Origin of the sequence: Amycolatopsis roodepoortensis, assembly GCF_014873915.1 — a bacterium.
Lineage (GTDB): Bacteria > Actinomycetota > Actinomycetes > Mycobacteriales > Pseudonocardiaceae > Amycolatopsis > Amycolatopsis roodepoortensis.
Window position 1 is genome coordinate 1,651,589 of sequence record NZ_JADBEJ010000004.1, and the last position, 23,753, is coordinate 1,675,341.

Annotated in this window: 23 protein-coding genes; 13 read left to right on the top strand and 10 right to left on the bottom strand. The window is 68.7% G+C overall.

Features of this window, described 5'->3' with window-relative positions:
- The first annotated feature begins 32 nt into the window (after positions 1 to 32).
- The 3 genes from H4W30_RS18540 to H4W30_RS18550 all read left to right on the top strand — a co-directional run bounded on the left by H4W30_RS18540 (position 33) and on the right by H4W30_RS18550 (position 2,517).
- Positions 33 to 1,079: a hypothetical protein gene (locus H4W30_RS18540; RefSeq protein WP_225949732.1), complete on the top strand. Its 1,047-nt coding sequence runs from the start codon at positions 33 to 35 to the stop codon at positions 1,077 to 1,079.
- Positions 1,080 to 1,119: 40 nt separating this feature from the next.
- The gene (locus H4W30_RS18545) at positions 1,120 to 1,758 is read left to right on the top strand and encodes a hypothetical protein (protein ID WP_192743917.1); all 639 of its coding nucleotides are present in this window, start codon (positions 1,120 to 1,122) and stop codon (positions 1,756 to 1,758) included.
- 66 nt (positions 1,759 to 1,824) lie between these two features.
- Positions 1,825 to 2,517, top strand: coding sequence for an HD domain-containing protein (locus tag H4W30_RS18550; protein WP_192743918.1), 693 nt, complete (start codon positions 1,825 to 1,827; stop codon positions 2,515 to 2,517).
- 261 nt (positions 2,518 to 2,778) lie between these two features.
- On the opposite strand, the gene H4W30_RS18555 is transcribed toward H4W30_RS18550, so the two are convergent.
- The 6 genes from H4W30_RS18555 to H4W30_RS18580 all read right to left on the bottom strand — a co-directional run bounded on the left by H4W30_RS18555 (position 2,779) and on the right by H4W30_RS18580 (position 8,834).
- Complete coding sequence (locus H4W30_RS18555; protein WP_192744154.1) at positions 2,779 to 3,429, bottom strand: class II aldolase/adducin family protein; 651 nt, start codon at positions 3,427 to 3,429, stop codon at positions 2,779 to 2,781.
- A gap of 2 nt (positions 3,430 to 3,431) precedes the next feature.
- A complete protein-coding gene (locus tag H4W30_RS18560; RefSeq protein ID WP_192743919.1) occupies positions 3,432 to 4,880 on the bottom strand; it encodes an FGGY-family carbohydrate kinase in 1,449 nt (482 codons plus the stop codon).
- A complete protein-coding gene (locus tag H4W30_RS18565) occupies positions 4,877 to 5,911 on the bottom strand; it encodes a 2-hydroxyacid dehydrogenase (RefSeq protein WP_192743920.1) in 1,035 nt (344 codons plus the stop codon). Before H4W30_RS18565 ends, H4W30_RS18560 begins: the two co-directional genes overlap by 4 nt.
- A 97-nt stretch (positions 5,912 to 6,008) precedes the next feature.
- Positions 6,009 to 6,464 carry a ribose-5-phosphate isomerase gene (locus H4W30_RS18570; protein ID WP_192743921.1) on the bottom strand — a complete coding sequence of 152 codons (456 nt, stop codon included), beginning with the start codon at positions 6,462 to 6,464 and terminating at the stop codon, positions 6,009 to 6,011.
- 1 nt (position 6,465) lies between these two features.
- The gene (locus H4W30_RS18575) at positions 6,466 to 8,151 is read right to left on the bottom strand and encodes a dihydroxyacetone kinase family protein (RefSeq protein WP_192743922.1); all 1,686 of its coding nucleotides are present in this window, start codon (positions 8,149 to 8,151) and stop codon (positions 6,466 to 6,468) included.
- Positions 8,148 to 8,834 carry an HAD family hydrolase gene (locus H4W30_RS18580; RefSeq protein ID WP_192743923.1) on the bottom strand — a complete coding sequence of 229 codons (687 nt, stop codon included), beginning with the start codon at positions 8,832 to 8,834 and terminating at the stop codon, positions 8,148 to 8,150. The genes H4W30_RS18575 and H4W30_RS18580 overlap by 4 nt, the downstream gene beginning before the upstream one ends.
- Positions 8,835 to 8,911: 77 nt before the next feature.
- Here H4W30_RS18580 and H4W30_RS18585 point away from each other — a divergent pair, with 77 nt between their 5' ends.
- From H4W30_RS18585 to H4W30_RS18600, 4 genes are all read left to right on the top strand, one after another.
- Positions 8,912 to 9,529 (top strand): histidine phosphatase family protein, encoded by a 618-nt coding sequence (locus tag H4W30_RS18585; RefSeq protein WP_192743924.1) that lies wholly within the window; start codon positions 8,912 to 8,914, stop codon positions 9,527 to 9,529.
- A gap of 5 nt (positions 9,530 to 9,534) precedes the next feature.
- The gene (locus H4W30_RS18590) at positions 9,535 to 10,329 is read left to right on the top strand and encodes a DeoR/GlpR family DNA-binding transcription regulator (RefSeq protein WP_192743925.1); all 795 of its coding nucleotides are present in this window, start codon (positions 9,535 to 9,537) and stop codon (positions 10,327 to 10,329) included.
- A 195-nt stretch (positions 10,330 to 10,524) separates the two neighbouring features.
- The gene (locus tag H4W30_RS18595) at positions 10,525 to 11,859 is read left to right on the top strand and encodes an MFS transporter (RefSeq protein ID WP_192743926.1); all 1,335 of its coding nucleotides are present in this window, start codon (positions 10,525 to 10,527) and stop codon (positions 11,857 to 11,859) included.
- Positions 11,856 to 13,295: an FGGY-family carbohydrate kinase gene (locus H4W30_RS18600; protein WP_192743927.1), complete on the top strand. Its 1,440-nt coding sequence runs from the start codon at positions 11,856 to 11,858 to the stop codon at positions 13,293 to 13,295. The genes H4W30_RS18595 and H4W30_RS18600 overlap by 4 nt, the downstream gene beginning before the upstream one ends.
- 4 nt (positions 13,296 to 13,299) lie before the next feature.
- Here the strand turns inward: H4W30_RS18600 and H4W30_RS18605 are convergent, their stop codons facing one another.
- The gene (locus H4W30_RS18605; RefSeq protein WP_192743928.1) at positions 13,300 to 14,253 is read right to left on the bottom strand and encodes a coiled-coil domain-containing protein; all 954 of its coding nucleotides are present in this window, start codon (positions 14,251 to 14,253) and stop codon (positions 13,300 to 13,302) included.
- Positions 14,254 to 14,376: 123 nt separating this feature from the next.
- Between H4W30_RS18605 and H4W30_RS18610 the strand changes: the two genes are divergently transcribed.
- Genes H4W30_RS18610 through H4W30_RS18620 form a run of 3 tightly spaced genes read left to right on the top strand, consistent with a single transcriptional unit; the run spans position 14,377 to position 18,157 of the window.
- On the top strand, positions 14,377 to 15,606 hold the full coding sequence (locus tag H4W30_RS18610) for a DUF445 domain-containing protein (protein WP_192743929.1): 1,230 nt from the start codon (positions 14,377 to 14,379) through the stop codon (positions 15,604 to 15,606).
- 50 nt (positions 15,607 to 15,656) lie between these two features.
- On the top strand, positions 15,657 to 16,883 hold the full coding sequence (locus H4W30_RS18615; protein ID WP_126730196.1) for a DUF445 domain-containing protein: 1,227 nt from the start codon (positions 15,657 to 15,659) through the stop codon (positions 16,881 to 16,883).
- A gap of 50 nt (positions 16,884 to 16,933) precedes the next feature.
- Positions 16,934 to 18,157, top strand: coding sequence for a DUF445 domain-containing protein (locus H4W30_RS18620; RefSeq protein WP_192743930.1), 1,224 nt, complete (start codon positions 16,934 to 16,936; stop codon positions 18,155 to 18,157).
- A gap of 197 nt (positions 18,158 to 18,354) precedes the next feature.
- Here H4W30_RS18620 and H4W30_RS18625 read toward each other — a convergent pair whose 3' ends face one another.
- Genes H4W30_RS18625 through H4W30_RS18635 form a run of 3 tightly spaced genes read right to left on the bottom strand, consistent with a single transcriptional unit; the run spans position 18,355 to position 21,006 of the window.
- On the bottom strand, positions 18,355 to 19,236 hold the full coding sequence (locus H4W30_RS18625) for a metal ABC transporter permease (RefSeq protein ID WP_192743931.1): 882 nt from the start codon (positions 19,234 to 19,236) through the stop codon (positions 18,355 to 18,357).
- A 4-nt stretch (positions 19,237 to 19,240) separates the two neighbouring features.
- Complete coding sequence (locus tag H4W30_RS18630) at positions 19,241 to 20,074, bottom strand: metal ABC transporter ATP-binding protein (protein WP_192743932.1); 834 nt, start codon at positions 20,072 to 20,074, stop codon at positions 19,241 to 19,243.
- On the bottom strand, positions 20,074 to 21,006 hold the full coding sequence (locus H4W30_RS18635) for a metal ABC transporter solute-binding protein, Zn/Mn family (RefSeq protein ID WP_192743933.1): 933 nt from the start codon (positions 21,004 to 21,006) through the stop codon (positions 20,074 to 20,076). The genes H4W30_RS18630 and H4W30_RS18635 overlap by 1 nt, the downstream gene beginning before the upstream one ends.
- Before the next feature lie 200 nt (positions 21,007 to 21,206).
- Between H4W30_RS18635 and H4W30_RS18640 the strand changes: the two genes are divergently transcribed.
- From H4W30_RS18640 to H4W30_RS18650, 3 genes are read left to right on the top strand one after another with little or no spacing between them, the layout of a single operon-like run.
- Entirely contained in the window at positions 21,207 to 22,307 is a 1,101-nt protein-coding gene (locus H4W30_RS18640) for a LacI family DNA-binding transcriptional regulator (protein WP_034310329.1), read from the top strand.
- A gap of 51 nt (positions 22,308 to 22,358) precedes the next feature.
- A complete protein-coding gene (locus H4W30_RS18645; RefSeq protein ID WP_034310136.1) occupies positions 22,359 to 22,850 on the top strand; it encodes a beta-class carbonic anhydrase in 492 nt (163 codons plus the stop codon).
- An 18-nt stretch (positions 22,851 to 22,868) separates the two neighbouring features.
- Positions 22,869 to 23,744, top strand: a complete 876-nt coding sequence (locus H4W30_RS18650) for an HhH-GPD family protein (protein ID WP_192743934.1) — start codon at positions 22,869 to 22,871, stop codon at positions 23,742 to 23,744.
- The last annotated feature ends 9 nt before the right edge of the window (positions 23,745 to 23,753 follow it).

The window sequence follows — 23,753 nt, forward strand, 5'->3', positions numbered from 1 at the left end:
AGAGTAACTCCCCGCACTCGAACAGATACGCACTGCGTTCGTCCGTTCGAGTGCTGATCAAGGAGGTGACCTTCGTGCCCGCGGAAGCCGATCGGCTCCGCCGTACCCCGTTGCAAGAGATCTTCTGGACCAGGACGAGTCTGCTGCTCACCGTACTGGTCGTCGTCGCGGGCCTCAGCCTGTGGATCTCCAGCATGATGGATCCCGGCGCCGGCAAGACACTGCTCACCTCAGTGGGCACCGGCACCCTGATCTCCGCGGTGGTCGGCTTCGGCCAGACCCTGATCACCGCCACCGCGTCACAGCGCGCGATGGTGACCCCGGTGATCGAGGAGAGCCGCCGGGCGCTGGAAGCGCTCAGCGCCGAATACCGTTCGCTCAACAAGGAATTCTTCCCCACCCACGTGTTCGAGGCGACCACCGATCCGGACCCGATGTTCAACCGGGTCATGACCGAAGACCTCGACGCGACCAGGCACTACTTCTTCCGCGGCTTCTCCGGCAGGCACGCCGCCGCCCGGTTGTTGTTGTCCCGCACCGAAAGGGAACTTCGCGTGGTCATCGCCGACCCGCGTGACGAGGGTGCGATCGGCGGCAGGGCGCGCTATCTCCTGCGCAGCGAAGAAGCGGGAATGGACTACGAGACGATCCAGAAGCGGCTCAACGACGAGATCAGCATCGGCCTCGTCGGGCTGTTCCTGGCGCGCAGCCGGTGCTCGCTGGTGGACATCACCGTCGTCGCCGACCCGCCACTGGACCGGCTCGAAGTGTTCGACGAGAGCGTTTGGGTGACCTTGTACAGCGACATCCGCGGTGCTACCACGCTGTATCCGCGCACGCTGCGGTTCAGCGAAGGCTCGTTCCTGTACAACAAGGAACGCTCCGAGTTCCTGCGCGTGTCGCAATCACGCTCCGGACGGCACTTCCGCATCTCGACCACGACGACGAGGGCGGATTTCCTCGCCCTGTACGAAAAGATCACCGGCTCTCCCCTCTCCGAAGAGAACTTCCTCGAACTGGAAGGGAAATTCCACACCTTCCGGAAGGAGTTCACCACAATCGCCGAGCTGAACCCCTGACCTCTCGGCGTCGCACGGCACTAGATTTGAGGAGCTGAAGTTGCTCACTCGCTTGTCCCCCCTCACCCAGCTCTCCGCGCTGCTCCGGACCACGGACCTGCCGCTGACGCAGCACTGGCAGATCGTCGACGGGATCTTCCGCGACTGGACGTCGAGACCAGAGCTGCGCGACGACCTCCGGCGGCATCTGGCTTCGCTGAGCCCGGACGAGGCGAGCGCGGTACTCGAGCGTTCCCGGGAGACCACCACCCATTTCGCCTGGTGCCTGCTCGATTGCCCGACGGATCCCTTTTCGATCTGGCTGCACGAGTACAAGGCGCCGACGGACTGGCGTGAGGGGTACGCCGATTCCGTGCACAACCACAGATATCACTTCTGCACCACGATCCTCCGTGGCAACTACGTCCACGAGCGATATTCGACCCTGCGAGATCAACTTTCCGGATTGATCACATCGGTTCGGTTACGACGTAGCACCCTCTGTCAGACGGGGTCGGCGGGCGTCATGTACGCGGACGAGTTCCATCGGATTCCCGAGGCCACCGAAGGGACTATGACGTTTCTGGTGAAATCACGTCCGGTGAGCGAGTTCAGTCTTTCCTTCGACCCGAAGACCGGAATCGGGCATCGTCACGTTCCGGTCGAGGTCCGATTGGGGGACCTGGCAGGCCGCATCTGACTACACACCGGCGTTGATGGCGCATACCCTTGCTCCACCCGTCTGTAAACGGGATCGGAGAGGTGTATGCGCGCGCGAAAGAGCACGATTCCTTCCCAGACCATCGAAGCCGTCGAACACCATGTCCGGCGACTGTGCTGGCGATACGCGGACAAACTGCAGTTCCACGGCTGGCACCACGTGAGTTTCGTCCGGGCCAAGGCCGCGGGGTTCGCCGAACACAACGGTGCGGATCGCGCCGTCGTCGAGGTGGCGGCACTGGTGCACGACGTGAACTACATCGTGCACCGGAACTCCCCCGCGGCCGCCGGGCGAGACCTCCGGATGGGCATCCTGCGGGAATGCGGTGTCGAGGAAACCGTCGCAGAGTGGATCGACGAAATCATCGACGAAGCCGAGATGGCCACCAGAGGCCGTCACATCTCGCTCGAGGCTCAAGCACTGAGCGATGCCGACACGCTGTTCAAGGCGCTGCCGGTGACGCCCGTCGTACTCGCCCACCGCTATCTGCGGGAGAACGGGTTGAGCCTCCGCGAGCTGGCGGACAAGATCGTCGGCGAACAGTGCGATGTCCACGACAGTGGTTACTACTTCTACAACCCCAAGGCGGCGGAGAACTACTCCCGCTGGGCGCTGGCGAATCTTCAGTTGTGGCAGTGCATCAAGGAAGCCGTCGACGATCCGACGGTCGTCGAACTCCTCGACGCGGTACACGCCGTGGACGCCACCGACTTCGAGGCCGAGCCCGCTGCTTCCTGATCCCGCGTGTCGCTGGCTCGTCAGCCGGCGAACGACGGATTTCGCGTGATCCGAGCCGTAACTCGCGTGATCAGAGGCGCGACTCGCGTGATTCAAGGCGCAACTCGCGTGATCAGAGACGCGACACGCGTGATTCAAGGCGCAACTCGCGTGATCAGAGACGCGACACGCGTGATTCAAGGCGCAACTCGCGTGATCAGAGACGCGACACGCGTGATTCGAGGCGTAACTCGCGTGATCGGAGGCGCAACTCGCGTGACGTCAGCGCTGGCCGTAGCCGCGGAGCTTCTCCACGACGTGCTCGATCTCGGCGGGCGGGAGCAGGGCCGGTGTTCCCGCCGCCCGGGCCGTCAGCCACACCTGGCAGACCCACTCGAGCTGCTGTGCCCGGCTGTACGCGGAGCCGAGGCTGTCGCCGAAGGTGACGGTGCCGTGGTTCGCCAGCAGGCAACCGCGGCGGCCCTCCAGCGCTTCCAGCATCACTTTGGCGAGCTCTTCGGTGCCGTACGTCGCGTAGGCCGCGACGCGGGCCGTCGGGCCGATCGCGGCGAGCATGTAGTGGATCGGCGGCACCTCGGTGATGAGGGTCGAGACCGCCGTGGCGTGCACGGAATGCGTGTGCACCACGGCGGAGACCGGTTTGCCGTCGGGATCCGCAGCCTGCCGGTACACGGTGAGGTGCATCGGGAGTTCGCTCGTCGGTTTGAGCGAGCCCTCCACGATCTCCCCGTCGAGGCCGACGACCGGTACGTCTTCCGGCCGCAGCCCGGCGTAGTCGACTCCTGTCGGGGTCACCGCGATCAGGTCGCCCTGCCTCGCGGAGACGTTGCCGGAGGTGCCGACCACGAGCCCATCGGTGGTCATCCGGCGGGCGAATTCGCAGACCGCCAAGCGTTCTTTGGCCAGGATCACCGTCACAACCTCCAGAGTCCGCGGGCCGCGGCCAGTGAGGCCTGATAGTCGGCGTAGCCCTGCTCGTAGAACTCTACGTTCTCCGGCCGGATCTCGACGACGCGTGCGCTTTCCGCCCAGAGCTCCCTGTCGATCGGTTCACCGAGGGCGTCCGCCGCGACGATCACCGCACCCCGCGCGCCGACCCCGGGATCGCCGGGGATGACGATGGGCCGCCCGAGAACGTCGGCGAAGATCCGGGTCCACTCGAGCGAGCGGACCCCGCCGCCACAGGCGTACAACGTGCCGGTGAGCCCCGCGGCGTCGAAGCAATGCCTTGCCGCGTAAGCGATCGACTCGCACAATGCCCGGACGATGTCGCCGCGTTCGCTCTCCAGGCTCAGCCCGGAGAACTGCGCCCTCGCGGAAGCGTCGACGAACGGAGCTCGCTCACCCGACGCGGAGAGGAACGGCAGCGCGCGAACACCACCCGCGCCCGGCCTGCTCGCGTCGAGCAGCGGACCGATCTCCTCGACCGCGATGCCGAACAGGCGGCAGACCCAGTCGATGCCCGCGGTGCCGACCATCGCCGGCATCGCCCGCAGGAATTCCCCTTCTTCCGGCGTGCAAAGGAACATGCCAGCCGGCTCCCCCTCCGGATCGAATTCCGCCGAATCCGTCAGGACCTGGCACGCGAGGGTGGTGCCCGCCGTGAGGATGCCGTCGCCCGGACGTCGTACACCGGCACCGATGGCGCTCGCGGGCAGGTCGAACGGGCCCGCGGTGACCGGCAGCCCGGCGGGAAGACCGAGCAGCGCGGCCCCGCGCTCGTCCAACCGGAAGACGGTCTTCGGCGCCGCGGGCTCCACGAACAGGCTCCGGCGGTGGGAGAGCCCGACGGCCGCGATGGCGCCTTCGTCGTAGCGCCGGGTCGCCGGATCGAGGAAGGGCAGCGAAGCGTCCGACGCGTCGACCGTGATCTCACCGGTCAACCGCTGGAGCACCGCGTCGACGCAGTAACCCGCCACCGCCGCCCTGTCCAGCGACTCCGGCTCGTGAGTGTCCAAAAAGGACATGATCGCCGCGGCGCAACCAGGGAACATCCCCGACGCGGTGCGGCGGAACACCTCCCTGGTCACTCCGTCGGCCTGCCATTTGGCGAGCAGCGAGTTCGCCCGCCCGTCGAGCCAGGAGATCGCCGGACGGACGGCCTCGCCGGATTCGTCGCGCAACCACAATCCGTCGCCCTGACCGGTGAGGGCCAACGCGGTGACCGGGCCGTCGAGCCCGGCGGCGACCTCGCGCACCACCGTCGCCACGGTGCCGAGTACCTGGTCGAGGTCCTGTTCGACCAGGCCGCCCGGTAGATGGTGCACCTCGGAGGTGGTGCACGCGCTCGCCACGGACATCCCGGCCTTGTCGAAGACGACCGCCTTCGTCAGTGACGTGCCGATGTCGACGCCGATGATCATGGCCGCAGGACCTCGGGGTTCGCCAGATTCGCGAGCGCCTCCCCGCGGACGTACCGGCCGACTTCGGCGGCGACGATGCTCGCCGCGCGCTCCGCCGTCTGCCTGCTGGCTCCGGCGAGGTGCGGGGTCGCGATCACGTTCGGCGCGTCCCGCAGCGCCCAGTCCGCGGGCGGGGGCTCGACGTCGTACACGTCGAGCGCGAGTGCGCCGAGCCGTCCCGAACGCAGGGCGTCCGGCAGCGGCGAGTAGTCCAGCAGGCCCCCGCGCGCGGTGTTGACCAGTACGGCGCCTTCGGGCAGGAGGGCGAGCTTGGCGGCATCGATCAGATGCCGGGTCTCCTCGGTGAGCCGGGCGTGCAGGCTCACCACGAAGCTGCGACGCAGCAAATCGTCCAGCTCGACGAGCTCCGCGCCGTCGGCGGCGATCTTGGCGGGGTCCGCGAACGGATCCGAGACCAGCACCTTCGCGCCGAACGCGACGAGCACCTTGGCCACCCGCGCACCGATCGCGCCGTAGCCGACCAGGCCGACGGTGGTCCCGTCGAGTTCGAGACCGGCCTGGTCGTAGGCGTAGTAGTCGCCGCGCCAGGTGCCGCCCAGCAGCTCAGCCGAGGACGTCGAGATCCGGCGCATCGCGGCCAGGATCATCCCCACCGCGAACTCGGCGGCGGCGCCGGCGTTCCGGCCGGGCGCGTACGTCACCGCGACACCCGCCTCGGTGGCCGCCGCGAGGTCCACGTTGACCGGGCCTCCCCGGCACACCGACACGAGTTTGAGGCCCGGCGCGGCGGCGAACACCTGTTTGGTGAAGGGCGCCATCTGGGTCACCGCGACCTCGGCTCCCGCCAAGGCCTCGATCACCTGCTCCTCGGTGCCGCTGGCCTCGTGCACGTTCGCGACCGGACCGAACGGCTCCACCGGCCACGGCAGCGTGAGTTCCGAGAACTCGTGCCCGGCGCCGATCTCGGCACGGACGGCGCCGGCCAGCAGGCCGGTGCCGACGAAATGGTCTCCCGCAGCGAGTATCCGCAACTCTGCGTCCTCTCTCCGTGCCCGCATCGGGCAGTTCTCAGTGTCTGTTGGTGAACCCGCCGCCGCAATCGACGCCGCTCGGCTTTCGCCGTCCGATTCAGTGCGCTTGCTCGTATTCGGTGATGTGCGCGACCTTGCTCGCGCTGGCCGAGGTCGGGTCGAAGCGGTGGCCGACCCATTCGGCGACGATCTTCTTCGCCAGCTCCGGCCCGATCGCGCGGGCGCCGAAGGTGATCACCTGGCAGTCGTTCGACTTGACCGAACGCTCGGCGGAGTACGAGTCGTGCGCGACCGTGGCCCGCACCCCCGGGACCTTGTTCGCCGAGATGGCCATGCCGATCCCGGTCCCGCAGACCAGCACGCCACGATCCGCCTCGCCTCGCGCGATCCTCTCCGCCGCCGCGAGGCCGAGCAGCGGATACGCCTTGTCGTCGGCGCCGTCGGCCACGCCGAGGTCGGTGACCTCGTCCACCCGATCGTCGGCGAGGAGCAGATCACGCAGCTGATCCTTGAGGGCGACCCCGGCGTTGTCCGCCGCCACCACGATCCGCATTTCAGTCTTCCTTTCCCAGAGCCTGGCCGACCGCGGTGACGAGCAACGCGAACGAAGTGGCCCCGGGATCGGGGTGCCCTTCGCTCCGCTTCGCCAACCGCGCCGCCCGCCCCTTGACGGGCAGCAGGTCCGCCGTGGCCTCGGCCGCGCTCACCGCGACCTGAGCCGCTTTCTGCCAGGCCTGCGGGACGTCGGCGCCCGCCTCGGCCTGTTCGCGCAACGCCAGCCTGAACGGCTCGATGGCGTCGAGCATGGTCTTCTCTCCGGGCTCGGCCTTGCCCAGTTCGACGAACGCCGCCACGGCGCCGTCGACGGCGTCCGCGAGGGCCACCGTGGTCACCTCGCGCGGAGCCCGGCCGCGCAGCCCCGCACCGGTCTCGGCGAGCAGGACCCCGTACAGCGCGCCGGACGCACCGCCCGCCGCGTCGGCGAACGCCGTGCCGGCGGCGAGGAGCGCGGTGGACAGCGAGTCTTCGTCGCGCCGCGCGGCGGCCACCGCGGCCCGCATCCCCCTGGTCATGCCCAGCCCGTGGTCGCCGTCCGCCGCGACCGCGTCGAGCCTGCCTAATTCGGCCTCGTTGGCCTCGATGTCGTGCAGGGCCGCCGTCAGCGCCCGGTCCACGATGCCCTCTCCCGGCGCGGTCTCGGCCAGCAACGAGTCCACTGTGGACTCCAGCGCCACCGGTGCCAGCGCGGCGCCGGTGCTCCGGTAGCCAGGAGTGTCGCAAGGAGCCGCGTAGAGCTCGGCGAGTTCGTCGTCGAGGACCAGGATCGACAGCGAGACACCGGCCATGTCGAGCGAAGTGACGAATTCGCCGACCTCGGTGTGCAGCGGGCTGAGCCCCGCCGCGGCGAGCTGTTCGTGCACGCGGGTGTAGGTCGCGAACATCTCCTCGTACTTGGTGCGGCCCAGCCCGTTCAGCAGGACCACCACCCGGCCGTCACCGGCGGGCAGCTCCGGGAGGAGGCCGTCGACCAGTTCATCGGCCAGCTCCCGCGCGCTCAGCCTGCCGACCGTGCGCACGCCGGGCTCGCCGTGGATGCCGAGCCCCAGCTCCATCTCGCTCTCGCCGACGGTGAACAGCGGCGCGGAAGCGCCGGGCAGGGTGCACCCGCCGAACGCGACGCCGAAGGTCCGGGTGTTCGCGTTCGCCTTCTCCGCCACCGCGTGCACGGCGGCCAGATCGTCACCGCGTTCGGCGGCGGCACCCGCGATCTTGAAGACCAGGAAGTCTCCGGCGACACCGCGGCGCCTTTCCGGCGCGTCGGCGGGACCGCTGGCTATGTCGTCGGTGACCAGGATCGTCCGGCTTTCGACGCCCTCGGCGGCCAGCCTGCGCGCGGCGAGGCCGAAATGCAGCACGTCGCCCTGGTAGTTGCCGTAACCGAAGAGCACGCCGGCGCCGCTCTCCGCGGCCCGCGCGGTGCGGTAGACCTGCTCGGCGCTCGGGCTGGTGAACACGTCGCCCACCACGGCCCCGTCGGCGAGACCGGGGCCGACCAGCCCGGCGAACGCGGGATAGTGCCCGCAGCCGCCGCCGATCACCACCGCGACCTTGGGCGCGGATTCCTCCCGGCGCAGCACGCCGTAGGCATCGGGCACCTTGCGCACCGAACGCCCGTAGGCGGTGACGAACCCGTCCAGCCAGTCGCGTTTGAACGTCTCCGCGGTACCCAGGACCGTCATCGCCCGCTCGCTTCCGCGAATTCGCCGGACAGGTACGCGAGCAGTTTGCGCCGCACGTCGTCGTTGTCCTCCGCGACCTCGGCGGCCAGCTCCAGCGCGTCCGGCTTCGGCGGGTACACCGGGTTCGGCAGCGCGATCACGGTGAGCCCGGCCGCCGCGGCGGCGCGGATGCCGTTGCTGGAGTCTTCGACGCCGAGGCATTCCTCGCCGGACCGGCCCAGCCTGGCCGCGGCTTCGAGGTAGACGTCCGGGCTCGGCTTGCCCCTGGCGACCTCGGCACTGGACACGGTCGCGGAGAACTCGCCGGTGAGCCCGTGCTTGCCGAGTACCGCGTCGATCACCCGGCGGGCGGCCGACGACGCCAGCGCGACCGGCACCTTCGCGCTCACCTCGCGGACCATCTCCCCGGCGCCCGGCAGCAAGGGCGCCTCCCCCGCCTCGATCGCGGCGATCATGCCGTCCACCACGGCACGCTCGACCTCGGCCGCGCTTTCCGGGTTGCCGGACCGCTTCGCGAGGTACGCGGCCCATTCGGGCGCGCTCATCCCCTGCACGGACGCGGTGTCCTCAGCCGTCCATTCGGTGCGGTGCCGGGCGGCGTACGCCACCCAGTTCTCCTCCCAAAGGTGTTCACTGTCGACGAGGACACCGTCCAGGTCGAACACCACCGCGGCGAGTGCCATCCGGCATCTCCTTTCACATCGATGCTGTTAAGTTAACATCGATGATGTGATCTGGACAAGCCCCGAGGAGGGATCCCGTGGTCGCACGGTTGTTATTGGCACGGCACGGCCAGACCGAATGGCACGCCGAGAACCGGTACGCGGGCAGCAGCGACGTCGCGCTGACCGAGGAAGGGCTGCGCCAGGCGGACGAACTCGCCGGCTTCGCCGCCGCGATCGAGCCGTCGGCCGTCTTCTGCTCGCCGCAGAGCCGGGCCCGCCGCACGGCGGAGCCTTCGGCCAAGGCACTGGGCCTGCACTTGCGAGTGGTCGAGGACCTGCGTGAAGTCCATTTCGGACTGATGGAAGGGCGCACCCGGGACGAGCTGGCGGCGTCGGATCCCGAGGCGGTCGCGCGGTTTCTCGCCGACCCCGTGACCGGCGCCTTCCCCGGATCGGAGCCTCCAGCGGAAGCCGCCGCCCGCGGAGCCGCGGCTTTGCGCGGGATCGCCGCCGAGGTCCCAGGCGAGACGGTGCTGGTCGTCGCGCACAACACGCTGATCAGGCTGACCCTGTGCGCGCTGCTCGGCATCCCGCTCGAGACCTACCGCACGGTGTTCCCACGACTGGACAACGCGGCCGTCACCGAGATCGCGATCGACGGCACGCGCACCGGCCTGCTGCGCCTCAATCAGCCGGCGCACACGCGATACTGAACGGCATGAGCGATGAGAAGACGGCCGGTGCGAGCGCACACTCTCGTAACACGCGCCAGCAGCTGATCACCGAATACGTCTTCAAGACCGGCTCCTCGAGCATCGCCGAATTGGTGGAACTCACCGGCGTCAGCACCATGACGGTGCACCGCGACGTCGACGAACTGGCGCGGCGCGGCCTGCTCCGGAAGTACCGGGGCGGCGTGTCGGCCATGCCGTCGACGGTCTTCGAAAGCAACGCCGACTACCGGATGAACGTGCATTCGGAGGAGAAGATGGCCATCGCCGCGCACGCGCTCGCCCGCGTCGAACCGGGGATGTCGATCCTGCTCGACGACTCCACGAGCGCGCTCGCGCTGGCGAAGATGCTGCACCGGGTCACCCCGCTGACCGTCGCGACGAACTACCTCGGCGCCATCGAACTACTCAAAGGCGTCCCCGACCTGCGGCTCATCTGCATCGGCGGCGACTATTCGGCGACCCACGACTCGTTCCTCGGCATGCAGAGCCTGGAGGCGATCGAGCGGATCAACGTCGACGCGACCTTCGTCTCGACCTCGGCGATGAACACGCGGATGACCTTCCACCAGGAGCCGGAGATCGTGATGCTGAAACGCGCGATGCTGGCCAGCGCCCGGACGAAGGTGCTGCTGATGGACCACAGCAAGACCGAACGCGCGGCACTGCACCGGCTGGCGCCGCTGAGCGACTTCGACGTGCTGATCGTCGACGATGGCGTGGAGGAGCATCTGGCCGAGGAGATGCGGAGCCAGGTGGAAGTGGACATCGCGGAGCTCTGAGGCGTTCGGCGGGACCTGAAGTACGTGAAGGCCCCCTTCATTGCGCCTAGCGCAGTGAAGGGGGCCTTCACGTACTTGGACCGGTGCCCGCGACCCGGGCGCGCGAGGCTAACACGAAAATCCACCGATGTAACATCTTGAAAGTTAAGTTAACACGATCCATGATACGCTGAACACGACGTCATGGAGGCGTGCATGAACCAGGTAACATCGTCGTTATCGCGACCCGAGAGCGGGTTCGCCCGTGTCCTGAACCGCTGGGGCCTGCCCGCCCCGCTGTTCCTCGGCTACGCCGGGCTGCTGCTGTTCATGATCGGCGACGGGGTCGAGTCGGGCTTCATCGCGCCGTTCATGGCGGACAACGGCGCGGGCACCGAGATCAAGGCCTCGTACGTGATCACCGTGTACGGCGTCGCCGTGATGCTGGCGTCGTGGTTGTCGGGCGCGCTGTCGGATCTGTGGGGGCCGCGGCGCGTGATGATGATCGGCCTGGCCATCTGGCTGGTGTTCGACGTGCTGTTCCTGGCGGTCGCGGTCTCCGGTGAGAGCTACCCGTTGATGCTGGTGTTCTACGGTCTCCGCGGTTTCGGCTATCCGATGTTCGCGTTCGGTTTCCTGGTCTGGATCACCGCGGTGGCGCCGGTCGCCAGGCTGGGCGCGGCCGTCGGCTGGTTCTACTTCGCGTTCACCGGCGGGTTGCCGACGCTGGGCGCGCTGGTCGCGAGCTTCACGAACCCGTTGCTGGGCCAGTACGGCACGCTCTGGTTGTCGGTGGCGCTGCTGGGGCTCGGCGGAGTGCTGGCGATCTTCGGTGTCCGGCAGCGAACGGGTTACACGCGGCTCGCGCCACCGGACGTGAAACCGGTGCAGAGCCTGGTGTCCAGCGTGTCGATCGCGTGGAAGAAGCCCCGCGTCGGCGTCGGGATGCTCGTTCGCGTCATCAACACCGCGCCCGAGTTCGGGATGCTGGTGTTCTTCCCGACGATCTTCATCGAGGACATCGGGTTCGGGGAGAGCCGCTGGCTCCTCCTGGTCTCGGTCATCTACGGCACGAACATCTTCTTCAACCTGATCTTCGGCGTGCTGAGCGACCGGATCGGCTGGCGCACCACGATCTTCTGGTTCGGCGCGATCGGCTGCGCGATCTCGATCCTGTTGCTGTACTTCGTCCCGATCGCCATGGGCGCCGAGTACTACTGGCTCGCGCTGCTCGTCGGCGCGCTGTACGGCGCCACGCTCGCCGGGTTCGTCCCGATCTCGGCGCTGCTCCCCTCCCTCGCCCCGGAGAACAAGGGCGGCGCGATGGCGCTGCTGAACCTCGGCGCGGGCGCGGCGGCGTTCGTCGGGCCGGCGATCGTCAGCCTGTTCCTCGGCCCGCTGGGCGCGGCCGGAGTGGTGATCGTCTTCGCGGTGCTGTACCTGGTCGCGGCGGTCATGGTGCGCTACCTGAAGTTGCCCGATGAGACGGCGAAGGCGATCGAAGAGGACAAGAGTCTGCAAGAAGTCGGAGAGAAGGTCGTCACCACGTGAACCAACCCGTCACGATCGGCATCGACGTCGCCACCGCGGGGGTCCGTGCCCTCGCGGTACGCGGCGGCACCGTCCTCGCTTCGGCCGCCGCGCCGCTGCCCGCACCGGTCCGCGACGGCCGCGGGCGCAGCGAGCAGGACGCCCGGTCCTGGTGGCCCGCGGTGAAGACGGTGCTGGCGAAGGTCACCGGCGAGCTGCCGGGCAGGGGCGGCGAGGTCGCCGCGGTGGCCGTCGCCGCGACGTCGGGGACGATCGTCGGAGTCGGCGCCTCGGGCGAGCCGGTCACGCCCGCGCTGATGTACGACGACAGGCGTGGCGCGGAGCTCAACCGCGAGGCCACCGAACTCGGCGCGGATCGCTGGCGGCGGCTCGGTTTCGGCGTGTCCGCCACGGCCGCGCTCGGCCGCATCGCCTGGCTGGCCGGGCACGTCCCCGGCGTCACCGGGATCCGGCACACGCCGGACCTGATCGCCGCCGAACTCACCGGCGGGCCGGTGGCGGCCGACTGGTCGCATGCGCTGAAGAGCGGCTACGACCCGCTCGCCCTCGAATGGCCGGGCGAGGTGTTCGATGCCTTGGGAGTACCGGAGGGCCTGCTGCCCTCGGTGGTCTCACCGGCCACCGTGCTGGGCGAAGTGGCGCGTCCGGTCGCCGGGCTTCCGGCAGGCTGCCGGGTCGTGGCCGGGATGACCGACGGCTGCGCGGGCCAGCTCGCGGCCGGGGCGGTCACCCCCGGGAGCTTCGTCGGCATCCTCGGCACGACCTATGTGCTCAAGGGTGTCACCGAAGAGCTGGTACCGGATCCGACGGGGGCGATGTACAGCCACCGTCATCCGGACGGCTGGTGGCTCCCGGGCGGCGCGTCGAACACCGGCGGCGAGGCCGTCGCCGGGCAGGAGCGCCTTCCCGAACTCGACGAGGCGGCGGCCGCTCGTGGCCCGGCCAAGATCGTCGCGTACCCGTTGCGGCGCAAGGGCGAACGCTTCCCGTTCACCAGTGCGGACGCCGAAGGCTTCGTGTCCGGCGAAGCCGACGAGGTCGAGCTGCACCGGGCCCGGCTGGAGGGAGTCGCCTTCCTGGAGCGGCTGGCGTTGGATCACCTGCGCCGCCTCGGCGTCACGATCACCGATCCGCTGCTGGCGGCGGGCGGCGGCAGCAAGAGTCCTTTGTGGACTCGGATCCGGGCGACCGTCACCGGCCTCGGCCTGCGGGTGTCACCACAGGCCGAAACGGGATACGGTGCCGCGCTGCTCGGCGCGGCGGGAGTCCTGCCGGGCGGGCTCGCGGAGGCGTCCGCAGGGCTCGGCAAGGGGGTGCTGGTCGAACCCGACGAGCGCGAAAGCGCCGCGCTCGCCGAGTCGTACCGGCGGTTCTGCACCGAGCTGCACACCAGGGGCTGGATCGACGACGAACTGTTCGCCGTCGCCCAGCGGTGAGAGATCAGGAAGGACGTGGGCCGTTGGACTTGTCAGGAGCCGGCTTCGGTGCGGGCTTGGGCGCCTCGGCGGCGTCAGGAGCGGGAGCCAGCAGCCGGATGGCCTCCTGGACGGCGACGTCCGTGGCGGAAAGCCGGTCGGCGACCTTCGACCGGAGTTCCAGCGCGAGCTTCCTCGCCTGCTGAGCCTCGGCCTGCTGGGTCTTCGCGTCGGCGAGGGCCTCCGCGACCTGCTCCTGCTTCGCGGCGATGTCCTCCGCCGAAGCCTTCTCCGCCTTGGCGATCTTCTCCGACGAGATCCTTTCGGCCTCGGCACGCTTGGCCGCGGACACCCGGTCGGCTTCCGCGATCTTGTCCGCGGACGCCTTCTCCGCCTCCGCGCGACGAGCGGCCGATGCCTCCTCGGCCTTCTTGTCCGCCGCGGCGCGGGTCCGGACGCTCTCCATGTCCAGTTCCTTGCGCTTCTGCGCCGCCTCGGAGTTCAGCCGTTCGATCTCGGCCTTGGCGTCCGCGAGCAGCTTCTCCCGCTCCGCCTGCGCGTCCTTGGCCGCCTTGTCGATCGCACGCTGGGTTTCGTGGGCGTACTTGTCGGCTTCGGCCCGTGTCGACTTGGCGTCCGCTTCGGCGGCGGCCTTGAGGTCGGCGATCTCCTCCTCGGCGAGCTGCATCATCATGCGGACGCGTTCGGCCATCGCGCCGGCGCCGGACGGGCTCGAACTCATCCGCACGAGGGCGGCCTTGGTCTCGTCCAGTTCCTTCTGGGCGTGGCCGAGCGCCTTGGTGAGCTCACCGGCGGTCGCCACGGCCTCGTCGCGGCTGCGTGAGGCCTGCTTGATTTCGGCCGCCAGCTCGGCGAGACGCTCGTCGACCTGACGCTTGTCGTAACCGCGGACAGCGCCCGCGAACTGGGACGATTTCGCTGAGGGCGCCTGAGGCGCCGTCTTCTCAGGAGCGACCATGGCGGCCACCTTAATGAGCGGGGACCCGTGGGGCAGTACCGCCAAACGGCTGCACTCGGCGTGCGGCAGGGCGATCACATGGCATCCTGCTTTGTTGACGGCTCGTAAGCAGGGGAGGCCCGGTTGGACATCTCGGCGATCCTCGAAGACATCCGCGAGCATTGGCACGTCTACGCCACGATGCCCTTCATCGCCGCGCTGATCGGGTACATCACGAAACGCGTCGCCATCGAGATGATGTTCCGGCCGCTGGAGTTCGTCGGGATCAAACCCTTCCTCGGCTGGCAGGGGGTCATCCCGGCCAACTCGCGCCGAATGGCGACCACCGCCGTCGACCTCCTGACCAAGAACCTCGTCGATCCGCAGGAGATCTTTTCCCGGCTCGATCCCGAAGAGGTGGTCAAGGAACTCGAGGAGCCGCTCCTCAAGGCCGTCGAGGACGTCACCCGCGAGGTCATGGAGCAGTACCAGCCCAGGCTGTGGGAACTGCTGCCGACCCGGGCGCAGCGCCTGCTGGTCGACCAGGTGCGCGCGCAGGCGCCGAAGGTCGTCGCGAGGCTGATGCGCGAGGTGTCGACGAACATCGACGAGGTCCTCGACGTCAACGAGATGCTGATCAACGCGATGGTCCGCGACAAATCGCTGACCTGCCGCCTGATCAAGGAGGTCGCGACCCCGGAGCTCCGGTTCATCGCCCGGTCCGGTATCTGGTTCGGGTTCGTCATCGGCCTGGTCCAGTTCGTCGTGTGGGCGCTGACGAAGCAGCCGCTGATCATGCCGATCTTCGGTTTCGTCACCGGCTTCGTCACGGACTGGCTGGCCCTGAAGATGATCTTCTACCCGCGTGAGCCGCGCCGGTTCCTGTTCTTCAGCTGGCAGGGCATGTTCCAGAAACGCCGCCAGGCGGTCGCCAAGGACTACGGCGCGCTGATCGCGGACGAGGTGCTCACCGTGCGGAACGTGATGGAGGCCGTGCTCACCGGGCCCAAGTCGGACAAGCTGTTCGCGATGATCACCCGCGAGGTGCAGCGCACCATCGACACGCAGGCGAGCATCGCGAAACCCTTGGTGGCGCTGACCGTCGGCGGGGTCCAATACCAGGAGATGAAGAAGGCCGCGGCGGAGAAGGCCATCGCGTATCTCCCCGAAACGGTGAAACACGTGGAGAGCTACGCCACCGACGCGCTCGACGTCCGCAACACCATCGTCACGAAGATGCAGCAGCTGACCCCGCTCGAGTTCGAGGGGATCCTTCGTCCCGCCTTCCAGCAGGACGAATGGAAGCTGATCGCGGTCGGCGCGGTGATCGGCGGGCTCGTGGGTGAACTTCAGGTCCTGCTACTCCTCCACTGAGGACAGGCGGCTAGGTTGCCCCTCAAGCGCGACGCGGGAGGGGCTGGAAAGTGGACGCCGTCATCGCCGATCTCGGCGAGCACTGGCCGGTGTACGTCAGCATGCCGTTCATCGCCGCGCTGATCGGCTACGTCACCAAACGCGTCGCCATCGAGATGATGTTCAAACCGGTCGAATTCGTCGGTGTGAAGCCGTTCCTCGGGTGGCAGGGGGTGCTGCCCGCCAACGCCGAGCGCATGGCCGCGACCGCCACCGAAATGCTGACCACCAACCTCGTCGACCCGAAGGAGATCTTCGCCAGGCTCGATCCGGCGCAGGTGGCGAAGGAGATCGAGCAGCCGCTCCTGCGGATCGTCGAGGACGTCACCCGCGAGGTGATGGAGCAGTACCAGCCCAGGCTCTGGGAAGTACTCCCGAACACCGCCCAGCAGTTGCTGCTCAAACGGGTGCAGGCCGAGGCGCCGCGCGCGATCACGAAGATCATGGGCGAGATCGCGGAGAACATCGAGGACGTACTCGACCTCAAGCACATGGTCGTGACGAACCTGGTGCGCGACAAGGCCTTGCTGAACCGGCTGATCCGCGACATCTCGCGGCCGGAGATGCGGTTCATCGCGCGGTCGGGGATCGTGTTCGGGTTCTCGCTCGGCTGTGTGCAGCTGCTGGTGTGGGCGCTGACGAAGTCGCCGATCGTGCTGCCGCTGTTCGGTATCGGCATCGGCTGGTTCACCGACTGGATCGCCCTGAAGATGATCTTCCTGCCGCGGGAGCCGAAGCGGTTCTTCGGCTTCTACACCTGGCAAGGCGTCTTCCAGAAACGCAAGGACCAGGTCTCCGCCGACTACGGCGACATGATCGCGCGCGAGATCATCACCATCCCCAACCTGCTCGAAGCCGTGCTGAGCGGACCGAAATCGGACAAGCTGTTCACGATGATCACCCGCGAGGTGCAGCGGACGATCGACGCACAGGCGAGCGTCGTGAAGCCGTTCGTCGCGCTGGCCGTCGGGAGCAGGCGGTTCCAGGAGATGAAGCAGACGGCGGCGGCGAAGGCGGCGGCACGGATCCCGGAGACGATCCGCCACGCCGAGAGCTACGCGGTCAACGCGCTCGACGTCCGGAACACCATTGTGGACAGAATGCGGCGGCTGAACCCGCTCGAATTCGAGCAGCTGCTGCGCCCGGCGTTCCGGCAGGACGAGTGGAAGCTGATCGCCGTCGGCGCGGTGATCGGGGGCCTTGTCGGTGAACTTCAGGTGCTTCTGCTGCTTCACTGACGGCCACCCGATACCGTTTCCCCCTTCCCTGAGCGAAGCGAGGAGGTCGAGTGGACGCCGTCCTGGACGACCTCGCCCGGCACTGGTGGCTGTACGCCGCGATCCCGTTCGTCGCCGCGCTGATCGGCTACGTCACCAAACGCGTCGCCATCGAGATGATGTTCAAACCGCTCGAGTTCGTCGGGATCAAACCGTTCCTCGGCTGGCAGGGCGTGGTGCCCAAACACGGCGGGCGGATGGCCGCCGTCGCGACCGAGCTGCTGACGTCGAACCTGCTGGACGTCAAGGAGGTCTTCCGGCGGATCGACCCGGCGATCATCACGCGCGAGATCGAGCAACCGCTGCTGCGGGCCGTGGACGACGTCGCCCGCGAAGTGCTCGAAAAGCACCATCCCAGGCTTTGGGAGGTCATGCCGACGATGGCGCAGGAGCTGCTGATCAAGCAGGTCCAGGCGTCGACGCCGCGGCTGGTGCGCGAGTTCATGGCGGAGATGACCGAGAACCTCGACGAGGTGCTCGACTTCCAGCACATGACCGTGCAGCGGCTCACCAGGGACAAGAAGCTGCTCGTCCGGCTGATCCGCGAGACGTCGCGGCCGGAGATGGCGTTCATCGCGCGCACGGGGATCTATTTCGGCTTCGGGCTCGGCATCGTGCAGGCGTTCGTCTGGGCGCTGACGAAGGAGCCGTGGGTGTTGCCGATCTTCGGCGGCTGCATCGGGCTGTTCACCGACTGGCTCGCGATCAAGCTGATCTTCGTGCCGCGCGAGCCGGTGCGGTTCGGCCGGGTGATCCTGCAGGGCAAGTTCCAGCGGCGGCGGGCCGAGGTCGCGCATCAGTACGGCGAGATGATCGCGAACGAGATCCTCACCGTGCCGAACCTGCTCGACGCCGTCCTGCGGGGGCCGCGGTCGGATCGGCTGTACGCGCTGGTCGAGCGCCTCGTGGCGCGGGCCGTCGACGAACAGGCGAGCGTCGCGAAACCGGTGGTCGCGATGGCCGTCGGCGGGCAGCGGCTGCAGGAGATCAAACAGGCGGCCGCACGGAAGGCGCTGGAGCGGCTGCCGCCGACGATCCGCCACGCCGAGGGCTACCTGACGGAGGCGATGGACGTCGCGAAGATCGTCGAGCGGCGGATGCTCGGGCTGACGCCGCTGGAGTTCGAGGGGCTGCTGAGACCCGCGTTCCGGCAGGACGAGTGGAAGCTCATCGCGGTGGGCGGGGTCATCGGTTTCGTGGTCGGTGAGCTGCAGGTCCTCCTGATGCTCCACTGACGCCGGATCGCGTTTAGCCCGCTAAACGCAAGTGGGCGCCGACCTGCGTTTAGCGGGCTAAACGCGATTGGGGTGGCCACGTCCCGAGGGGTGCCGTGTCGATGTCGCATCAGGGGCGCTGAGCGTCTCCGATGTCGCATCGAGACATCGAGCCCGGGGAGCGGCAGATCGCGTTTAGCCCGCTAAACGCAGGTCCGCTAGAGGACGGCGGGCTGCGCCACCGCCGTCGGCTCGACGCGGACCCGCGACGAACGCCCGCGCAGCCACGCGATGAGACGGCAGACGAGGTAGATCACGAACGAGATCGTCGTGACGAAGGCGCTCACCGGCTTCCCCGGCGCCAGCGAAAGGATGATCCCGCCGAGCGCGGCGATCTCCGCGAACACGATCGACAGCACGGTCGCCTTCCACGGGCTCGCCGTGACCCGCGCGGCCGCCGCGGCCGGGGTCACCATCAGCGAGACCACCAGCAGCGCGCCGACGATCTGCACGCCGAGCGCGCTCGAGATCCCGACCAGCACCGCGAAGATCAGCGACAGCAGCCGCACCGGCACGCCGCGCGCGGTCGCGACCGCCGGATCGACCGTGGCGAACAGCAGCGGCCGGTAGATCACCGCGAGCACCACCAGCACGAAGACCGAGGCGCCGACGAGCAGGTTCAGGTTGGTCGAGTCGATGGTGATGATCTGCCCGACCAGGATGCCGAACTTGTTGGCGCTGCGGCCTTCGTAGAACGACAGCAGCAGGACACCCATGCCGAGACCGAAGGCGAGGATCACGCCGATCACGGAGTCGCGTTCGGACTCGCGGCCGCCGAGGAGCCCGATCAGCAGGGCGGCGATGACCGCGCCCGCGAGGCCGCCGAGTTCGACGCCGACGCCCAGCAGCAGCGCGCCGGCCGCGCCGGTGAAGGCCAGTTCGGCGGTGCCGTGCACGGCAAACGACATCCGCCGCATGACCACCAGCGGGCCGAGCACCCCGGCGACCAGGCCGAGGACGGCGGCCGCGAGCAACGCCGTCTGAACGAAGTCGAGACCGAGGAGTTCGCCGGTGAGGGCGAAGTCGAACATCTTGTCCACGGCGCTAGCTGGCCTGTTCGTCGATGTGGTGGGGTTCGTCCTCGCACAGCGCGCTCTGCGCACCGGCGACGTGGATCTGCCCGCCGACCTTCAGCACCTCGATACGGGTGCCGTACAGCTCGGACAGGGTCTCCGAGTTCATCACCTCGTCCGGTTTGCCGACCCGGAACTGGCCGTTCACCAGATACAGCACCCGGTCCACATAGGACAGGATCGGGTTGATCTCGTGGGTGACGAACAGGACGGCCGTCCCGGCGGAGCGCCGGCGCTCGTCGATCAGTTCGCTGACCGCGCGCTGGTGTGCGAGGTCGAGGGAGAGCAGCGGCTCGTCGCAGAGCAGGACTTCGGGGTCGCCCACCAGGGATTGCGCGACGCGCAGCCGCTGCTGCTCGCCACCGGAAAGCCGGCCGACCGGCTGCTTCGCGTACGCCTGCGCGCCGACGGACTCGATCGCCCGCGACACCAGCTGACGCCGCTTCGAGATCCCGAAGAGCCCGGTGCCCCACCGGTGCCCGTCCAGGCCGAGGCCGACCAGATCCACCCCGCGCATCGTCAGGCCCTCGTCGAGGGCGCGCTGCTGCGGGATGTAGCCGATCCGCCGGTTCGTCCCGCCGGGGCGCCGCCCCGCGATCTCGACCGTGCCCTGGGGCAGCCCCTGCTGACCGAGCAGCACTTTGAGCAGGCTGCTCTTCCCGGAGCCGTTCGGCCCGAGGATGGCGAGGAACTCGCCGGGCTCGACGTCGAGGTCGAGCCCGGACCAGAGGGTCCTGGTGCCGAACGCGAGGCTCGCCCCGCGGACACGAACCGCGGGGCGAGCTTCGGCGAGTACGGAGGTCACTACTTCAGTGCTCCGGCCAGCGCGTCCACTTCCTTGGTCATCCATGCAATGTAGTCGGTCACACCCTCGGGCAGCGTTTCGGTGACGTCGACGACCGCGATACCGGCGTTCTTGGCGTCACCGACGACCTGCTGGGTGACCGGGGTGGTGGTCTGCGCGTTGTTGACCACCGCCTTGACCTGCTTGCCGGAGATCAGCTGCTTGACCTCGTTGAGCGCCGCGGCGGGCACGTCCTGCTCCGCTTCCACGGCCTCGGCGAAGGCCGGCGGCGTCGCGTCGGTGACCTTCGCGCTGTCGAGCAGGTAGTGCGCGACGGGCTCGGTGGCGACGACCTTCGCGTTCGAGGCGCCCAGGCCCGAGACCTTCTTCAGCAGCTCCTGGGTCTTGCCCTTGAACGCGGTCGCGTTGGCGGTGAAGGCGTCCTTCGAGGCGGGCTGGATCTCGCCGAGCTTCGCGGCGACCTGGTCGGCGACCTTCTCGACGCCCGGCAGGCTGTACCAGACGTGCTCGTTCTCGTTGCCGGTCGCGGCGATGTCGACGGCGACCAGTTTCTGCGCGCCGGTGGCCTGGTCGGCCAGCTTGGAGAAGAAGTCGTCGTAGCCGCCGCCGTTGGACAGCGTCAGCTTCGCGTTCTTCGCGGCGACGGCGTCGCTCGCGGTGGTCTCGTAGGAGTGCGGGTCGGCCGAGGGGTCGTGGATGATCGAGGTGACCTCGACCTTGTCGCCGCCGACGGCGGTCACGACGCTGCCCCAGACGTCGGTCGAGGCGACGACTTTGATCTTCTCGCCGCCGCCCGGGTTCGCGGCGGACGCGTTCTGCGAACCGGAGCCCGTCGACGCCTTGTCGCTCGACGCGCAGGCCGTCGCGCCGAGCGCGAGGACGGCCAGGGCCGAGACGGCCGCGAAAACACTCTTGGTACGGCGGGAATTCATTTACTGCACTCCTGCGGATGCCCTGGCCAGGTGTCCCCAATGCCGGGTAATGGAAACCGTTGTCAGATTCAACTGTACCCCATCCGGATGACGACGCCTCCGGTCCTGGTCCGAGCTGTACCCAGGGTCACTCTGAATCGAGACCTGCCACACGTCGGGTGATGCTTCTGCAAAACGTTCTGAACCGTTACGGTTTGCGGATGGGCCGTCCTATCCGCACCAGGAGGCAGGCGACACTGGCGTCGTTGGCCGCAGAGCTCGGTGTGTCGAGGACCACCGTCTCGAACGCCTACAACCGACCCGACCAGTTGTCCCCTGAGCTGCGCCGTCGCGTCCTCGAGACCGCACGCCGCCTCGGCTACCCGGGCCCGGACCCGGTGGCCCGTTCGCTGCGGACGCGCAAAGCCGGCGCTGTCGGTCTTTTGCTCACCGAGAACCTCTCCTACGCCTTCCGCGACCCCGCCGCCGTCGGCGTGCTCGAAGGGCTCGCGCTGGCCTGCGAGGACGCGGGCGTCGGCCTGCACCTGGTCCCGGCGAGCCCGGGCAGGGAGGACGTCGCGGCCGTGCACCGCGCCGGCGTCGACGGTTTCGTCGTCTACTCGGTGCCCGACGACGACCCGCATCTCGGTGCCGTGCTGGAACGCCCGGTGCCGACGGTGATCGTCGACCAGCCACGTGTCGACGGCGTCGACCGGGTCGGCCCGGACGACGCGGCCGCGGTCACCGCCATGGCCGAACACCTCATCTCGCTGGGCCACCGGCAGATCGGTGTGCTGTGCATGCGGCTGGCCCGCGAGCGCAACGACGACTTCGTCTCCATCCAGCGGCAGAGCGCCGCGCACTTCCACGTCCAGCGCATCCGCCTGGAGGCGCTGGCCGCCGCGTTCTCGGCGGCCGGGGTCGACTGGGCGACGGTGCCGGTGGTCGAGCGCTTCGACCACACGGTGGACGACGGCGCGTCGGCCGCACGCCAGCTGCTCGACGCGTATCCGCAGGTCACCGCGGTGATCTGCACCTCGGACATCCTCGCCCTCGGCGCGCTGGCCGAGGCGGAGCGCCGGGGCCTGCGCGTGCCGCAGGATCTGACGGTCACCGGATTCGACGGCATCACCGAGGCCGAGCGCTCCGGGCTCACCACGGTCCACCAGCCGGTGCTCGAAAAGGGCAAGGCGGCGGGCAAGCTGCTGCTCAGCTCGGCCGACCGGGTCGGGCCGAAGGTGATCACCCTGCACACGGAACTGCGGGTCGGCCGCACGTCGGCGCCGCCACGAACGGCCGAAGAACGCTGGTTCGGGCCGTGATCTGCGTCCGCTCGCGTTGCTCTCCCCCGGCGTGTCGGTTCCAATGAACGTGTGACCTCAATCGACGTACTGCTCAAGCGCAACCAGGAGCTGGGTGATGTCACTCCTGGTGACCGCTCGTCTCCGAGGCCATCACTCCAGGTGGCGATTCTGACCTGCATGGACGCCCGTATCCGGGTGTTCGAGATCTTCGGCCTGATCCAGGGCGAATCCCACATCCTGCGCAACGCGGGCGGGGTCGTCACCGACGACATGATCCGCTCGCTCGCGCTCAGCCAGCGGAAACTCGGCACGCGCGAGGTGCTGATCGTGCAGCACACCGACTGCGGCCTTTCCATGGTCACCGAAGACGACTTCAAGGACGAACTCGAAGCCGCCAGCGGACTGCGCCCGACGTGGTCGGTCGAGGCGTTCCGGGAGGTGGAGGACAGCGTGCGCCGGTCGGTGCAGCGTGTCCGGCGCAGCGACTTCCTCCCGCACACCGACAACGTGCGCGGCTTCGTCTACGACGTGAAGCTGGGCCGCCTGACCGAGGTCGCGTAAGGGTTTTAAGCTGGCCCGGTGGGCGTCGACGCGGATGTGCTGACCGGGTGGTTCGACGAGGTGGGGCGCGACCTCCCTTGGCGTGAGCCGGAATGCACCGCCTGGGGTGTGCTCGTCAGCGAGATCATGTTGCAGCAGACCCCGGTCGCGCGCGTGCAGCCGATCTGGCTCGAATGGATGGCGCGCTGGCCGGTGCCGTCGGCGCTGGCGGCGTCGTCGCAGGGCGAGGTCGTGCGCGCCTGGGGCAAACTCGGCTACCCGCGGCGCGCGTTGCGGCTGCACGCCGCGGCCGCCGTCATCGCCACCGAACACGGCGACGTCGTTCCGTCCGATGTGGACACTCTGCTCGCGTTGCCGGGTATCGGCGCGTACACCGCGCGCGCCGTCGCGGCCTTCGCCTACGGCAAGCGGGCGCCGGTGGTGGACACGAACGTCCGGCGCGTGGTGGCCAGGGCGGTGCACGGCGCGGGTGACGCCGGGCCGCCCTCGAACACCCGCGACATGGCCGACGTCGAGGCGCTGCTGCCACCGGAAGACGCGCCCGCCGCGAAACTTTCGGCCGCGCTGATGGAACTCGGCGCGCTCGTCTGCACCGCGCGCTCACCGCGTTGCGCGGACTGCCCGATCTACGACGATTGCGCGTGGCAGCACGCCGGACGCCCCGCGTACGCCGGGCCCGCGAAGCAGGCCCAGAAGTTCGCCGGCACCGACCGTCAGGTGCGCGGGCTGCTGCTCGACGTCCTGCGCGGCAGCGAAGGCCCGGTGGAGAAGGCGCGGCTCGACCTCGTCTGGCACGAATCCGGCCAGCGCGACCGTTGCCTCGACTCCCTGCTGGTGGACGGGCTGCTCGAACAGACCCGAGACGGCCTGTTCGCCCTGCCCGGCGAACACTAACGCATTACG

Coding starts and splice junctions, on each gene's coding strand:
- H4W30_RS18550 (WP_192743918.1), top strand. CDS start 1,825: ATGCGCGCGCGAAAGAGCACGATTCCTTCCCAGACCATCGAAGCCGTC.
- H4W30_RS18575 (WP_192743922.1), bottom strand. CDS start 8,151: ATGACGGTCCTGGGTACCGCGGAGACGTTCAAACGCGACTGGCTGGAC.
- H4W30_RS18640 (WP_034310329.1), top strand. CDS start 21,207: ATGGGCCGTCCTATCCGCACCAGGAGGCAGGCGACACTGGCGTCGTTG.
- H4W30_RS18570 (WP_192743921.1), bottom strand. CDS start 6,464: ATGCGGATCGTGGTGGCGGCGGACAACGCCGGGGTCGCCCTCAAGGAT.
- H4W30_RS18560 (WP_192743919.1), bottom strand. CDS start 4,880: ATGATCATCGGCGTCGACATCGGCACGTCACTGACGAAGGCGGTCGTC.
- H4W30_RS18605 (WP_192743928.1), bottom strand. CDS start 14,253: ATGGTCGCTCCTGAGAAGACGGCGCCTCAGGCGCCCTCAGCGAAATCG.
- H4W30_RS18635 (WP_192743933.1), bottom strand. CDS start 21,006: ATGAATTCCCGCCGTACCAAGAGTGTTTTCGCGGCCGTCTCGGCCCTG.
- H4W30_RS18595 (WP_192743926.1), top strand. CDS start 10,525: ATGAACCAGGTAACATCGTCGTTATCGCGACCCGAGAGCGGGTTCGCC.
- H4W30_RS18580 (WP_192743923.1), bottom strand. CDS start 8,834: ATGGCACTCGCCGCGGTGGTGTTCGACCTGGACGGTGTCCTCGTCGAC.
- H4W30_RS18590 (WP_192743925.1), top strand. CDS start 9,535: ATGAGCGATGAGAAGACGGCCGGTGCGAGCGCACACTCTCGTAACACG.